This window comes from Bacillus sp. AFS077874, from assembly GCF_002566505.1.
Lineage (GTDB): Bacteria > Bacillota > Bacilli > Bacillales > Bacillaceae_G > Gottfriedia.
In genome coordinates this window covers 299,852-313,725 of record NZ_NUYF01000005.1, presented here as the reverse complement: position 1 = coordinate 313,725, position 13,874 = coordinate 299,852, and the positions used below count along the sequence as shown (strand labels likewise).

15 protein-coding genes are annotated in these 13,874 nt (G+C 30.4%); 14 read left to right on the top strand and 1 reads right to left on the bottom strand.

Annotation, left to right across the window (positions count from 1 at the left end):
• Position 1 precedes the first annotated feature (1 nt).
• The 8 genes from efeB to COJ46_RS03215 all read left to right on the top strand — a co-directional run bounded on the left by efeB (position 2) and on the right by COJ46_RS03215 (position 7,580).
• Positions 2 to 1,252 (top strand): iron uptake transporter deferrochelatase/peroxidase subunit, encoded by a 1,251-nt coding sequence (efeB, locus tag COJ46_RS03250; RefSeq protein ID WP_097977690.1) that lies wholly within the window; start codon positions 2 to 4, stop codon positions 1,250 to 1,252.
• Positions 1,253 to 1,264: 12 nt separating this feature from the next.
• A complete protein-coding gene (locus COJ46_RS03245) occupies positions 1,265 to 2,977 on the top strand; it encodes an FTR1 family iron permease (RefSeq protein WP_097977689.1) in 1,713 nt (570 codons plus the stop codon).
• A gap of 242 nt (positions 2,978 to 3,219) precedes the next feature.
• Positions 3,220 to 3,738, top strand: coding sequence for a peptide-methionine (S)-S-oxide reductase MsrA (gene msrA, locus COJ46_RS03240; protein ID WP_097977945.1), 519 nt, complete (start codon positions 3,220 to 3,222; stop codon positions 3,736 to 3,738).
• 116 nt (positions 3,739 to 3,854) lie between these two features.
• Complete coding sequence (locus COJ46_RS03235; RefSeq protein ID WP_098565692.1) at positions 3,855 to 5,294, top strand: MDR family MFS transporter; 1,440 nt, start codon at positions 3,855 to 3,857, stop codon at positions 5,292 to 5,294.
• Between the two features lie 25 nt (positions 5,295 to 5,319).
• Entirely contained in the window at positions 5,320 to 6,255 is a 936-nt protein-coding gene (gene rarD / locus COJ46_RS03230; protein WP_097977685.1) for an EamA family transporter RarD, read from the top strand.
• 36 nt (positions 6,256 to 6,291) lie between these two features.
• Positions 6,292 to 6,768: a Cys-tRNA(Pro) deacylase gene (ybaK, locus tag COJ46_RS03225; RefSeq protein ID WP_097977683.1), complete on the top strand. Its 477-nt coding sequence runs from the start codon at positions 6,292 to 6,294 to the stop codon at positions 6,766 to 6,768.
• 22 nt (positions 6,769 to 6,790) lie between these two features.
• The gene (locus COJ46_RS03220; protein ID WP_097977681.1) at positions 6,791 to 7,051 is read left to right on the top strand and encodes a DUF1294 domain-containing protein; all 261 of its coding nucleotides are present in this window, start codon (positions 6,791 to 6,793) and stop codon (positions 7,049 to 7,051) included.
• A 229-nt stretch (positions 7,052 to 7,280) separates the two neighbouring features.
• The gene (locus COJ46_RS03215; RefSeq protein WP_097977680.1) at positions 7,281 to 7,580 is read left to right on the top strand and encodes an SMI1/KNR4 family protein; all 300 of its coding nucleotides are present in this window, start codon (positions 7,281 to 7,283) and stop codon (positions 7,578 to 7,580) included.
• A gap of 509 nt (positions 7,581 to 8,089) precedes the next feature.
• Here the strand turns inward: COJ46_RS03215 and COJ46_RS03210 are convergent.
• Complete coding sequence (locus COJ46_RS03210; protein WP_097977678.1) at positions 8,090 to 9,316, bottom strand: MFS transporter; 1,227 nt, start codon at positions 9,314 to 9,316, stop codon at positions 8,090 to 8,092.
• Between the two features lie 856 nt (positions 9,317 to 10,172).
• Between COJ46_RS03210 and COJ46_RS03205 the strand changes: the two genes are divergently transcribed.
• The 6 genes from COJ46_RS03205 (at position 10,173) to COJ46_RS25215 (ending at position 13,514) form a co-directional block, all read left to right on the top strand.
• Positions 10,173 to 10,667, top strand: a complete 495-nt coding sequence (locus tag COJ46_RS03205) for an SMI1/KNR4 family protein (RefSeq protein ID WP_097977676.1) — start codon at positions 10,173 to 10,175, stop codon at positions 10,665 to 10,667.
• A 171-nt stretch (positions 10,668 to 10,838) separates the two neighbouring features.
• The gene (locus COJ46_RS03200; RefSeq protein ID WP_097977675.1) at positions 10,839 to 11,459 is read left to right on the top strand and encodes a class I SAM-dependent methyltransferase; all 621 of its coding nucleotides are present in this window, start codon (positions 10,839 to 10,841) and stop codon (positions 11,457 to 11,459) included.
• Between the two features lie 391 nt (positions 11,460 to 11,850).
• Positions 11,851 to 12,015: a hypothetical protein gene (locus tag COJ46_RS24340; protein ID WP_176522600.1), complete on the top strand. Its 165-nt coding sequence runs from the start codon at positions 11,851 to 11,853 to the stop codon at positions 12,013 to 12,015.
• On the top strand, positions 12,000 to 12,185 hold the full coding sequence (locus tag COJ46_RS25320; protein ID WP_420488341.1) for a DUF7668 domain-containing protein: 186 nt from the start codon (positions 12,000 to 12,002) through the stop codon (positions 12,183 to 12,185). The genes COJ46_RS24340 and COJ46_RS25320 overlap by 16 nt, the downstream gene beginning before the upstream one ends.
• A gap of 195 nt (positions 12,186 to 12,380) precedes the next feature.
• A complete protein-coding gene (locus COJ46_RS03195; protein ID WP_097977673.1) occupies positions 12,381 to 12,884 on the top strand; it encodes a hypothetical protein in 504 nt (167 codons plus the stop codon).
• 135 nt (positions 12,885 to 13,019) lie between these two features.
• Positions 13,020 to 13,514 carry a hypothetical protein gene (locus COJ46_RS25215; RefSeq protein ID WP_353615944.1) on the top strand — a complete coding sequence of 165 codons (495 nt, stop codon included), beginning with the start codon at positions 13,020 to 13,022 and terminating at the stop codon, positions 13,512 to 13,514.
• Positions 13,515 to 13,874 lie beyond the last annotated feature (360 nt).

Here is a 13,874-nt window from a genome sequence, read left to right as displayed (position 1 = left end):
TATGAAAAAATTAGAAACGAATAAAGTTTCTAGAAGAGATGCATTAAAACTTATGGGAGTTGGTGGAGCTGGTATACTTATTGGTGCAACTGGAATTGAAGCAGCTACTGAAAAGGTAACTAATTTCTTTTCACCAGCTAAAGCGGATGCAAGAGAGATTTTTCCGTTTTATGGTAAGCAACAACAAGGTATTACAACTCCTGCTCAAGATTTTATATATTTGGCGTCATTTAAACTAGAAACTACTTCAAAAGCAGATGTCAAAACAATGTTTAAAAAATGGACTGAAGCAGCAGCTTTAATGAGTGAAGGAAAGGAACTAGGTGATTCTGAATTTCCTTCGTCACCACCAATTGATACGGGTGAAGCAACAGGTTTACAACCAATGAAGCTTACGTTTACATTTGGAGTTGGCCCTACATTTTTTGATCGATTATCAATTCAATCAAGTAAACCATCGGGGTTAAAAGATTTACCTCATTTCCCTGGTGATGATTTAAGAGAGGAATGGAACGGTGGAGACATCGTAGTTCAAGTTTGTGCAAACGATCAACAAGTGGCTTTTCATGGTGTAAGAAACTTGATTCGAATCGGACGCGGAACGGTTAGTTTAAAATGGATGCAACACGGCTTCCAACGTTCAACTGGAGCGGATCCATCTGGTAGTACACCTAGGAACCTAATGGGTTTTAAAGACGGTACTGGAAATCCAGATACTAAAGATGAAAAAGAAATGAATACACATATTTGGGTACAAAATGGCGATGGCCCAGCTTGGCTAACAGGTGGTTCTTATCTAGTTGCAAGACGTATTCGTATACGTGTAGAGGAATGGGATCGTAGTTCATTACAAGATCAAGAACAAACATTTGGACGTCAAAGAGCATCTGGTGCTCCAATCGGTGAAAGTAGTGAATTTGCTAAAATCGATTTAAAGAAAACAGATGATAATGGGAAATTACTGATTCCTGCAAATTCACATGTTGCCTTAGCAAAAGGAAATGGAAAAATTAAAATTTTAAGAAGATCTTATTCATATACTGACGGACTTGATATCCAAACAGGAAAATTAGATGCAGGCTTACTATTTGTTAGTTTCCAAAGAGACTTAGAAAAACAATTTATTCCTTTACAAGATAAATTAGCGAAATTGGATTTATTGAATGAATACATTGAGCATAATGGTAGTGCAGTATTTGCATGCTTCCCAGGGGTTAAGAACGGAAGCTATATTGGTGAAGGATTACTTTAGTAGGTGAATTGCATGAAAAAAAATATACTTTTAATAGCTAGTTTACTATTTTTTAGTTTAATTTTTAGTCCGTTTCATAAAGCATTTGCTGAAACTGATCTTCAAGAACAAGTACTTTCACATATTGGTAACTCATTAACAGAAGTTAAAAATGGTGAAAAAGATAAAGTAAAAACAGATTTATTAGCGATTAAAGATTTAATTAAAAATGAGAAAAAAACTTCAAAATTAAATAAACTAGTTGACCAAGCGATTAAAGATATTGATCAAAATGAACTTGCAACAGTTAAAGATGATATTCGCGGGATAGCTTTTGAAGCAGAAAAGTGGATCGAAAATACGAATGATAAAAAAGATCTTTCTCAAATTAATCTTACTAAACTAGTATCACATTTAAATAATGTTAAAACTTTATCAAATGAATCGAATTGGGAAAAAGCACAATCAGAGTATAAGCTTTTTGAAATTGAATGGTCGAAGGTTGAAAATGATATAAGAAAAGCAAACAGTGGTTTTTATGGTTCAATCGAAGCAAATATGATTACTTCAAGGTCAACTTTGTTTACTGAAAATCCGTCAATTACTAAAATAAATAATTCTTTTACTAAATTAATTGATGTATTGAATAATCCAAGTAGTGACTCAACAAAAGAAGTAAGTATTGAGAAAGCAATTAAACTACTCGATCAAACAATCAATTATGTAGAATCAAATGATACAGAGAAAGCACAATCAACATTTAATGAATTTATACAAGATTGGCCATATGTTGAAGTAATGGTTCAAGCAAATTCAATGGAATTATATAAGAAGATTGAAAATGATACATCCATTGCATTAACTCAATTAACTGAAAAGCCAAAATCTGCAACAACGATGAAAACATTAAAACAAATTCAAAACAATTTAAACTTAGCTACGAAGAAAACATCTTATACGATGTTTGATGCAGGAACTATTGTATTTCGTGAAGGTTTAGAGGCTTTAATTATTATTTCTGCTTTACTAGCATTAGTGTCAAAAGGTAAACAAGAATCAGCACGTAAGTGGATCTTCGTTGGTGGTGCTTTTGGTATTCTAGCTAGTTTAGTAGCCGGTTTATTATTCCAGTTTTTATTATCAAAAATCTCAGCCGGAATTAGTAATCAATTAATTGAAGGGATCTCTGGTCTAATTGCAGTTGTTTTCATGTTAACAGTTGGGTTATGGTTGCATAAACAATCTCGTCAACAAGAATATGGTAGTAAGATGAAAGAAAAAGCAAAAGCAGCTATCGCAGGCGGAGGAATTCTTTCATTAAGTTTACTTTCATTTTTCGCAGTATTTAGAGAAGGTGCCGAAACTGTCGTATTCTATATCGGTATGAGTTCTTCAATTACAGCGAAAGAATTGATTACTGGTTTTGCAGGTGGAATTATATTACTTATTGTAATTGGAATTTTCATCTTAAAAGGAAGCAAATTTATTCCTTTAAAGCCGTTTTTTACAATCGCAAGTTTATGTATTTATTACTTGACGTTTAAATTCATTGGTCAAAGTATTCATGCATTACAAGGAATTGGCTATATGCCAGACCATATGAGTACTATTTTTCCAATAATACCTAAATTAGGGATTTATCCATCCCTTGAAAGTATCATTCCACAACTAATTTTATTACTATTTGTGATTTGGTTGTTCGTTGGAACAAGAATCAAAAACAATAATAAGTCAATGGCTGCTTAAAACAGTATAAGAAAACAGACATAATTGTCATTCAAATAGACAATTGATGTCTGTTTTTTATCGTCTTTTCAGTTTTTAAAGGTCCAATCAGGCTAGCGGAATTCATTTTATAAAAAATTGGAAAATTATGAGCTAAAATATTTAAAAATTCTTTTAAAAGAGATAAGATAAGATTAAAGAAATATACAGGTTTGTCATAATAATGTTATGTAAACTAGGTGATGTAAGGAGGATTTAAAATGATTCAAAAAGCTACATTTGCAGGTGGTTGTTTTTGGTGTATGGTAACACCGTTTGAGGATTTACCTGGTATACATGGTATTGTTTCAGGTTATATGGGTGGAGAATTAGAAAACCCTACGTATGAAGAGGTTAAAAAGGGGACTACTGGTCATTATGAAGTAGTTCAAATTACATTTGACGATGAATTATTCTCATACAAAAAACTATTAGAATTATTTTGGCCACAAATTGACCCAACAGATCCAGACGGTCAATTCCAAGATAGAGGTTCACAATACCGAGCTGCAATCTTTGTTCATAATGATTCACAGCTTAAGGAAGCAATGGAATCAAAAGAAAAATTAATTGAAAGTAATATTTTTAAGAAACCGATCGTAACTGAAATATTACAGGCAACTACTTTTTATGAGGCTGAAGAGTATCACCAAGACTATCATAAAAAAAATCCAAAACACTATAAAGAAGATAGAGCAATGTCTGGAAGAGACGAATTTATTGAATCAAATTGGAAAAAGTAGGCAATGAAACAATAGAAGCTCCATTAGAGCTTCTATTATTTTTAAGGGTGCATAGGAATATTTATCTATTCTAAAAAAATACAATCCTTATATCTGCTCTCGGATGGAGGTATACTATGGAAACAAATCGAAGGCTAGTGACGATCGGGTTGTTGGTAGCTGTTACATTGTCTGCGATTGAAGGGACGATTATTACAACTGCCACACCTACCATCACTACAGAATTATCTGGTGTTAAGTTGATGAGTTGGATTTTTGCAGCTTATATGTTAGCAATGACTGTAACAACACCGATTTATGGGAAACTATCGGATTTATATGGTCGTAAAAACTTATTAATGTTTGGTATCATTTTATTTATTTTAAGTTCAGTTTTATGTGGTTTTTCACAAAATATGGGTCAATTAATATTATTTCGTACAATTCAAGGACTAGGTGCTGGTGCTGCATTACCTTTAACGATGACAGTAATAAGTGATTTGTATCCATTCCAAGAAAGGGCTAAGGTGCAAGGGTATATTAGTGCAGTATGGGCAGTTTCAAGTGTAATTGGTCCATTAGTCGGAGGATTTTTTGTAGACTTCATTTCTTGGCGTTATATCTTTTTTATTAATTTTCCATTCGGAATCATTTCTATTATTCTATTTTGGAAATATTATCACCAAAAAATTGACCGCAAAAATAATATTTCAATTGATTATTTAGGGTCCATTCTTTTTATATTAAGTACTTTATCAGCTTTATATGCTTTAGTTGTAGGGGGAGAGCAACATAACTGGACTTCTCCGAATTTACTATTCCTTTTTGCATTTGCAATTATTTTATTTGGGTTATTTCTTTTTGTTGAAACAAGAGCAAAGGAACCATTATTACCACTTTCTTTATTCAAAATCCGTCATTTAGTTGTAACATATGCAGCAATGTTTATTGCACATGCACTTCTAATCTCGATCGAGGTGTATTTACCAGTTTATAATCAAAGTGTGTTTGGATTAAGTGCGACACAGTCAGGTTTAATGTTAATTCCACTTTCATTTGCTTGGACAATAGGTTCATTTTTATCTGGTCGTTTCATTAAGAAAATGAAGGCAAGAAATATTATCCTATTAGGTGCTTTCTTATGTATTATAGGTGCCTTAGGGATGAACTTTTTCCATGATTCAAAAATATTAATTTATCCATTTAATGCATTTTTAGGACTTGGCTTTGGATTATCTTTTCCAATTTATATGATCCTAATTTCATCAGCTGTAGATATGAACCAAAGGGGTATTGCAATTGCCGCAAATTCCTTTTTAAATACTTTTTCGCAAACAATTACGGTTGCTGTGTTAGGAACCATTTTTACGATTAAGGCATCTGAAGTATTGAATGGTCAAAAATTGGTACTTAATGCTCATAATCAAATCAATCATCTATCGACAGTAAAAGCTGTAACTGCTGGTTTTGAAATCATTACTTTATTTATGGCGATATTTAGTATTATTACGTTTATTTTCGTCTTATTTTTACCGTCTGAACAATCTGAAGAAAAAAAGGTTGAAATAGCACACTAATATTGAAAAAGAAAGCTGGGAGAGAATGAACAACACACTTAAAGGGATTTTGTACGGTGTACTTGCATATGTGGTTTGGGGTGTCTTACCAATTTATTGGAAACTAATTCAAGATATTTCACCTTTTGAAATATTAACACATCGTATTATATGGTCTTTTGTAACGTTAATACTTTTCATTCTTCTTACAAAAAAATTAAAGCAATTCAAAATTACTTGGAAGCAAATTGTAAGTAATAAAAAAGTATTAGTTTCAATGATTGCTATTTCACTATTAATTAGTACCAATTGGCTAATCTATATTTGGGCGGTCAATTCAAATCATATTCTTGATGCAAGCTTAGGCTATTATATTAATCCATTAGTTAGTATTATACTTGGTGTAATCGTATTGAAAGAGTCACTGTCAATTTGGCAAATCGTTTCAGTTTGTTTAGCAACAATAGGGGTAGGATATTTAACAATCATGTCTGGTACGTTACCGATCGTCGCAATACTTTTATCTTTAACATTTGCTTTTTATGGATTATTGAAAAAGATTTTAAATATCGACTCTTTTTTAAGCCTTACAATAGAGACTTTATTAATTTTTCCAGTGGCCTTACTATACTTTGGTTTCCTAGCTTTTAAAGGCCAAGCAGGACTTGTACAAAGTGCACCAATTGAGCAATTATTAATAGTAGGTGCTGGTTTAGTAACAATTATTCCTTTATTGTTTTTCGGTAAAGCAGCACAATTAATTCCGTATACTTATGTTGGATTTTTGCAATTTATATCACCAACTATTAGTTTATTAATTGGGATTTTATTATACGATGAAAGTTTTTCAAAGAAAGACTTCATCTCATTTTCATTTATTTGGTTAGCTTGTATCGTTTTTGCGGTCTCAACTACACCGTTTATGAAATCCATTGAACAAAAACTTAAAAGTCGAAATAAAAAACAATCAATTTCTGCCTAAAAATACATTATGTTTGTAGCATTGAAAGGAGTAAAAATGGCTGTAAGTAAAACGAATGCAATGAGAATGTTAGATTCAAAAAAAGTTAACTATACAACCTTAAATTATGACTCGAATGACGGAAAGATTGATGGGGTTTCTGTAGCAAATAAAATTAATGAAGATCCTGAATTAGTTTATAAAACACTTGTATCAATCAGTCAATCCAAGGCCATTTATGTATTTGTCATACCAGTCGAAAAAGAATTAGATTTAAAATTAGCAGCAAAAGCTACTGGAGAAAAGAAAGTAGAATTATTGCCAGTGAAAGACCTTTTAGCAAGTACAGGATATGTTCGAGGTGGCTGTTCACCAATTGGTATGAAAAAGCAATACCCTACTTTTATTGAAGAATCTGTTAATAATATAGAAGAGATTATTGTTAGCGGTGGAAAAATAGGTATACAACTTCAGTTGAATGCAAAAGATTTAATACAAACAACTGGTAGTAAAATAGCAAAAATTTCAAAATAAACGAGTCTTATGAGGGATCAAAATGGTAGGGTATTTTATGTTTTATTTAGTAATCGTAAACATTGTTTCATTTGCAATTATGGGAATTGATAAGTCTCGGGCAAAAAGAAAAGCATGGAGAATTCCTGAACGCATCTTATTTTTATTTGCAATTATCGGAGGTTCGATTGGTTCAATTTTAGGAATGTATTATTTTAAACATAAAACAAAGCATCCAAAATTTGTTTTTGGTTATTGGATCATTCTTTTTATCCAATTTGTTATCTATTTTTTCTTCCTGTAATTTAATGGGATAGTCTTACCTTAATTGTATAAAATATTTTTATGACAATTTAAGGAGGCGAAAGAAATGGGACGTGGAAATGGTGGAAGAAAAAATAACGCCGGTCAAAAACAACCAAACTACGAAGATAAATCAAATTTATCTGAATCAAAAAAAGCACAAAAGTAAAAAAGTTAGCCTGTGATCACTTGGTTGATACAGGCTTTCTTATTGGAAGTGGGGGAATAGCATGCAAAACGAATGGTTTTCAAGAATTAAAGGAATAGATATAGATGAAGTCTCAAATGAAAATATGACGATCTATTTTATAAAAGAAGAAGATTTAAATGAGGCTAAAAAGGACTTAAGTAAAAAAATACAATGGCCAGAAAATTGGTTAATAATTGGCTTCGATGACGAAACAGATGATGTTATTTTCATCAACGAGGAATCAGGGGAAGTATGTACTGCCTATGAATTTGAACGAAAATGGGAAGTCGTTACTCTGTATTCAAGTTTGAATGAATTTTTAGCTGCTTATGGATATTGAATTTTAATAAAATAGAGTGTTCCTACATTGTAATTAGTATGGGACCCCTTTTTTTATGGAAGAAAAAGTGGACTACAAATAAGTAATCTATCTGTGCAAATAAATGATGAAAAACTACAAAAAAACAGCGGACTGCAAATAAAATCTGAAAATCGCAAATAAAAGTAGCAAAACTGCAATTATACATCGAGAACCGCAAATAAAAATAAAAAAACTGCAATTAAATCTATGATAATCGCAAATAAAATTTATAATTACCTGTACGGGTTAGGGTATTATGACTTTAAAACTGTAAGATTTGTTGATACTTTTATATTATTTACTAGTAAATATGTTCTAATTAATAGTAAATACATTAAAAATCTATCCATTATTTAAAAACGAGATCGATTAGATGACCAACATATGAAAAGCTCTGTTGTAATACCCCTGATTACTCCAATTAAAATAATGAAAAAGAGGCTGTCTCAAAAGTCAGTTAACCTGACTTTTGAGACAGCCTCTTTTAATTACAATGATAAGTTTTGAGCTTTTTCATTTACTAACTCTTTTTTAGATTTTTTGTCATTATATAATAATCTAGCAAGAATTAAGAGAGAAACCGTTCCGAAAATTAAAACCATATATTGTAAACCAATAGTATCTAAAAATAGTCCTGTACTTAAAAGGACAATCTGGAATGTTACCCTGTCATACATACTTCTAAATGAGAAAAGTCGACCATGATATGATTTGTCAATTGAAGTTTGGAAAACAGTTGAACAAACAGGAAAGAAGCAACCAACTGAAAATCCGAAAATTGCAAATGAGATAAGTGTCAACCAATGGTGATCTGCAAAGAAAAGTGATAGCTGAGCAAAAGCTACTAAAAAAGTTGAAAAGTATAATAATTGCTTATTCGTATACCTTTTTGTTAATCGTTTAATGACAAATGCTCCAATCATGAATGAGATACCTTCACTTGTATAAATAAGGCCTTTAACTGAAGGATCATGTTGAAGATCACTTATTTCGATTACCATTAAATTAAATCCGCCAAGAAAAAGTACCGGAATCAGGTTTAAGATAAATAAATTTAAGATTGTTGGACTTTTTCTTATGAGTGCAAATATTTCACCGAATCCTTTATCAGATTTAGATTTATTTGTTTTTTCTATATTAACTGGTTTGATCATAGGTTCTTCAATTCGTAAAAAGAACGTCATTAAAAACAAAAATGCATATGCCAGCATACTCATTCCATATACATTTGTGAGACTAGTTGATACAACTAAAATACCACCAATTGAAGTTCCGGCAATTCTTGATATTGTTGAAATATTCATATGAATGCCATTTAAAGTTAATAACTGTTCGTTTTTCACAATCATTGGTATAACAGCTTGAAGCGCTGGGAAGTAAAATGCAGCAGAAATTTGCAGCATAACTAAAAAGAAGACCATGAAAATAATACTTTCGTATTGTATTGCAAAAAACATAAGAATTACACTTAAAGTCCGACCTAAACCACTAATTAATAAAATCCTTTTCTTTGAATATTGATCAATTAACCTTCCAGCCAACGGACCAACAAAAACTCCTGCTAATAAACCGAAAAAAAGAATTAACGATTTAAAGAAATCAGAAGGGACATGTTTTTGCATAAATTCCAAATTTCCGATAATTCCGAACCAAAGACCTATACCAGCTCCAAACTCACCGAACAACACGATCCAAACGTTTCGGTTTTTCCACATAAAAATTTCTCCCCATTTACCCTTAATCTTATTCGACAAAATCTATTATCTCATCAATAGTAAAAAAAGACTATGTAATATCGAAATAAAATTGAAAAAGTAGAATATGGGTTTTGATTAATTTGGTTGTTGAAGTGGTGCTTGTTTAACTAAATTGCAGTTTAGTTACATAAGGATTTTCAGATTTTATATAAAAAAATGTGAAATTCCCCCAAATTATCTAAGTCGTATGAAGTGTATAATTAATTAAGAATTATAAATGGGGGAATTGAAGTGCGTTTGACATTTAATATTTTTGCTGGATTGCTTTTATGTATTTTACTAATTCAAAGAATAAAGATTGTACGACAAAATAAAAAGTTAAGTCCTGGATTTACTATTATTACTTAATACAATCTCTCTTTTGGTGATTAACAGTCTATCATAGCTAAGCTAATAGATAATAAAACAAATTCGTTATACATCTAACGAATGCATTAGTTACATAATGACTTAGTCCAGTTTTTTAAAAACAATGTATCCTATTAATATAAGGATTAAGATAAATCCAAAAGGAATAACGTATTTTAAAACATCCAATAATTACAACCTTTCAAAAAAACTGTGAACCTGTGTGATTAAATAATTTTTACATGAAGAATTTTTTCATAACTAATTGTTATTTAACGTTAGTATGAACCATTTAAAAATATATAATTAGTAAAATAATTGATATTGAACTAACGCTTGCATTAGTTGAACAACAAGATCGGCTGTTTAGTCGATTTTTTTATTCAACAAAATGGCTATATAGTTGAATAAGAAAAGAGAAATTATATGGTATATTAACATCAAATGAACATTATGGGGGAGAACAATGAGTTGGTCAAATTATGAAAAAGCAATTGAAATAATCGAGCAAAATCAAGAAGAATCCGATTTTGTAGGAAAGCGTTCAGAAAGTTTAATTGAAAAAGCAGAAACTACTTTAGGGTTAAAATTTTCAAAGATATATCGCCATTTTCTCATTAATTATGGAGCTGGAGATTTCGGCTCAGAAGAAGTATATGGAGTAATTGACGATGACTTTATAAACTCTTCTGTTCCAGATGCTATATGGTACACAATCAAACAAAGAAAAAATACTGGTTTGCCAGAAAATTATCTTATTATTTATGCCACGGGTATGGGTGAACTATTTTGTTTAGATTTTAATAAACTTAATCGAGAAAATGAACCTGCTGTTGTTTCTATTAATTTGGGAAAAGAATTTAGTGACCAATCAATAGAACTAATTGCAGATGATTTTGGAGATTTCTTATTAGAAATCATCCAAGATGAATTAGAATTCATCCAAGAAGAATTAGAGTAATTTATTTTTCCTTATATAACTAACGCTTGCATTAGTTGAACAACAAGATCGGCTGTTTAGTCGATTTTTTTTATGTCACTAAATGGCAGGTTAGTTCAATTAGAGGAATTCAAATAATTAGTATAGAAATAGTAAATAAACGCAATTAGAAACCTTCAGGAGAGGAAAGTAATGAATAATTCTTGGAATAGAGTAATATATAGAATCTGGTCTCCAATATATGATAGAATTTTTAATTCAGGTGTTTTCTTAAAAGCTCGAAGACAAATATTTCAGCAGATACCTTTTAATAGTGGTCAAAAAGTTTTATTTGTTGGCGTAGGAACAGGTGCTGATTTGGAGTTAATTAATCCATCGGATTTGATTATAACAGCAATTGATTTTTCACCTGATATGCTAAATCGGGCAAGGGAAAAATTCAAGAATTCCTCTATTAAGTTCATAGAAATGGATGCTCAAAATATGAAGTTTAAAAATGAAACATTTGATTATGTGGTTGCCAGTCTTATTCTTTCCGTTGTACCTGATGCAGATAAGTGTTTAACAGAAATGACAAGGATTCTAAAAAAAGAAGGAAAGATAATTGTTTTTGACAAATTCGTATCTAAAGAACATAAATTATCTTTACCAAAAAAACTTCTTAGACCACTTATTAAAGTTTTAGGAACAGATATTGGATTGAATTTTGAAGAGCTGTACTGTAGAAATAATAAAAATTTAACGATAAATGAAGATAAAAATGTAATGATGAATGGAATGTACAGAAAAATAATAATTAGTAAACGTAGTTGATTAGAAGATATATCTATTTATAATCTTCATCAATAGTTTGTGAATTATTGTACCTAAAGTAACGGGTAGCTTATGTTAATGAAAGAATAGGGGGGTGCTACGGCATCCTTTTTTTAGTTCAACTACCCTGAAAATTAGTTTCTTCATAAATAGATAAATGACATTACTAAAGAAAACTCTGCTGAATCGTTAAAAAAGAGTAGAGTTAACTAAAAAGAGTTAACTAAAAAGCCTAGTGATTTCAGTTGACTGGATCAAATCAGTATCAGTATAGACACTTCCCATACATTTTCATTCGCTGTGGTGCAGCGCATGCGATCCATGGGTGGCTAAATGGCAGATTAGTGCAATAAGATACTGTATAATTAAATTCATAATAGGTGGTGGAATTATGAATTTAAAAGAAAAATTAATGTTATTACTTAAAGAAACTATTTTGGATTTAGTAGATAAAGATTTTGTAAAAATTAGATCCAAACTAATTGAGGAACTTACAATCGAGGACATTAAAGAAGAACTAAATCAAAGGGTACACTCACAATTCCACCTGATTTAGCTAACGAGAAGATTAACTATATTGAGTACGATGTTGGAAAAGGATATGTAATGGAATTTGAACTTTGGATAAATAATGAGGAAAGAGACTTAACATTGTCTTGTGAAGGAATAACGAATCAATCAGATAATGTTTTATCATTTTCAATTACTAATTTACACGTTTTATAAGTTGAAGATCAAGCTGCAAATATGTGGGTTTTTTTATTGAAGTAAATGGCAGTTTAGTGCAATAAGTATAGTTTGAACTTTTATGAAACTAACACAATTACCCCAATTACAAAAGTTGATATGAACTATATAATTAACTTATTAAATCTATTAAGGCAAAAAAAGTATTACTAACAGGAGTTGAAAACAATAAGAATGAAAGTTTATAAGGCTAAAATCCAATTGATGTTTTTTTTCATAGTATTTGCTTTAATTTCACTATTTTTAACAATTTTGTTCACAGTTAGTTTAAGTCGTTTTACTGTTTCAAATTTGTTCTATTGGATTGGATTGATAGCATTTACTTTTTTACTATTTTGGTCAGCATACACTATATTCGTTTCGAGAAAAAGAGGTAAAGGAGTATATTGGGATGATGAAGGTGTAGTAGTTGATTTTAAAGGTAACAAAATTTTTTGGAATGAAATTGAGAATATTGAAATGCATAAAAATGATAATGAATGGTTTACAAAATCAACATTTATACGAGTTTTCATTTATAAAGAAGAGCAAGTTAGATTAAGACATAAACTTCCTTTAAAAAATATTTTTTGGAGATATAGTGGTAGCATAAATTGGATTGAGATTGAAAAACCAAAAGAAATGCACCAAGCACTTATTCTATACTGGAAAGAAAAAAATAAACTTAATTCTATATGACGTATACATCTAACGCATGCATTAGTTGAACAACAAGAATGGCAGTTTAGTGGAATAAGAAAATGGTATACTTATCATCGGAAAATGAAAAAATATAGTGATTTTTTGAATTTGTGTAAAAGGAGTAGAGACAAAGTGATTCAAGAAAATCATGAATTAAGCATAACTGGTAATTTAGATAGAGTAGATATTTCAACAACTGAATTAAAAATACAAGGTAAAACTAAAAATATACATAAACTAAGATCATTATCAAATTTACAAAAGTTATGGTTATATTCGGTTAATCAAACTGAGTTTAATAGGATTATTGAATTAGTAAATCCTAAATTTCTTTATATCAAAGAAATGAGGGTAGAGGATTTATCATCACTTGAAAGACTTTCAAACGTCGAGACACTTGAGTTAGAGTGGAACACAAAGGCAAGTAGATTATGGAATCTAAATAAAAATACTAACTTAAAATTCTTGGGAATTATTGATTTTAAAAGACTTCATGATATAAGTGATTTAAAGATCTGTAAGGAGCTGGAAACATTAAAACTTGAAGGAGGTATTTGGAATACCTTAAAGCTAAATACATTGGAACCGATAAAGTATTTAGCTAAATTGAAAAACCTCTATTTATAACTGCAAAAGATGAATCATTAGAACCGATTTCACATTTAACAAGTCTTCAAGAACTAAGTGTCTCTAATCAGTTTCCTACTGAAGAATATGCAAGATTATCCGTCACGTTAACGAAAACCAAATGTGATTTTTTCCAACCATACATTTTTATGTCTAATTCAATAGATAATAAAGATGTAATGGTTATCGGTAAACGAAAACCGTTTTTAAATTCAAAAGTTGATTTGAAGAGGTTAAAAAAATATGAAGAACAATTTAAAGAGCTTCAGGATAAGTATAGAAGTTAATTTTGAGAGATTTTTTTCTTATTCAACTAACGCATGCTTTAGTTGAACAAGAACCACTTCAATTTCGCTTGAG

Excerpts from the sequence above, each read along its gene's own strand:
- efeB (WP_097977690.1), top strand. The coding sequence starts at position 2 with ATGAAAAAATTAGAAACGAATAAAGTTTCTAGAAGAGATGCATTAAAA.
- COJ46_RS03195 (WP_097977673.1), top strand. The coding sequence starts at position 12,381 with ATGAAAGTTTATAAGGCTAAAATCCAATTGATGTTTTTTTTCATAGTA.
- COJ46_RS03205 (WP_097977676.1), top strand. The coding sequence starts at position 10,173 with ATGAGTTGGTCAAATTATGAAAAAGCAATTGAAATAATCGAGCAAAAT.
- COJ46_RS24340 (WP_176522600.1), top strand. The coding sequence starts at position 11,851 with ATGAATTTAAAAGAAAAATTAATGTTATTACTTAAAGAAACTATTTTG.
- COJ46_RS03220 (WP_097977681.1), top strand. The coding sequence starts at position 6,791 with ATGGTAGGGTATTTTATGTTTTATTTAGTAATCGTAAACATTGTTTCA.
- ybaK (WP_097977683.1), top strand. The coding sequence starts at position 6,292 with ATGGCTGTAAGTAAAACGAATGCAATGAGAATGTTAGATTCAAAAAAA.
- COJ46_RS03200 (WP_097977675.1), top strand. The coding sequence starts at position 10,839 with ATGAATAATTCTTGGAATAGAGTAATATATAGAATCTGGTCTCCAATA.
- COJ46_RS03235 (WP_098565692.1), top strand. The coding sequence starts at position 3,855 with ATGGAAACAAATCGAAGGCTAGTGACGATCGGGTTGTTGGTAGCTGTT.
- rarD (WP_097977685.1), top strand. The coding sequence starts at position 5,320 with ATGAACAACACACTTAAAGGGATTTTGTACGGTGTACTTGCATATGTG.
- COJ46_RS03215 (WP_097977680.1), top strand. The coding sequence starts at position 7,281 with ATGCAAAACGAATGGTTTTCAAGAATTAAAGGAATAGATATAGATGAA.
- COJ46_RS03210 (WP_097977678.1), bottom strand. The coding sequence starts at position 9,316 with ATGTGGAAAAACCGAAACGTTTGGATCGTGTTGTTCGGTGAGTTTGGA.
- COJ46_RS03245 (WP_097977689.1), top strand. The coding sequence starts at position 1,265 with ATGAAAAAAAATATACTTTTAATAGCTAGTTTACTATTTTTTAGTTTA.